We start from the raw sequence: 245 nt of genomic DNA on the forward strand, positions 1-245 counted from the left end.
TGGCGTAACGATGGCCACACTGTCTCCTCCCGAGACTCAGCGAAGTTGAAGTGTTTGTGATGATGCAATCTACCCGCGGCTAGACGGAAAGACCCCATGAACCTTTACTGTAGCTTTGCATTGGACTTTGAACCGATCTGTGTAGGATAGGTGGGAGGCTATGAAACCGGAACGCTAGTTTCGGTGGAGCCGTCCTTGAAATACCACCCTGGTTTGTTTGAGGTTCTAACCTTGGCCCGTGATCC

The 245-nt window shown here is 51.4% G+C and carries 1 rRNA gene; it reads left to right on the plus strand.

The features are described from left to right. A 23S ribosomal RNA gene (locus SB754_RS22305) occupies nucleotides 1-245 on the plus strand; the annotation flags it as partial.

Origin of the sequence: Leifsonia sp. SIMBA_070 (genome assembly GCF_046534635.1) — a bacterium.
GTDB lineage: Bacteria > Actinomycetota > Actinomycetes > Actinomycetales > Microbacteriaceae > Leifsonia.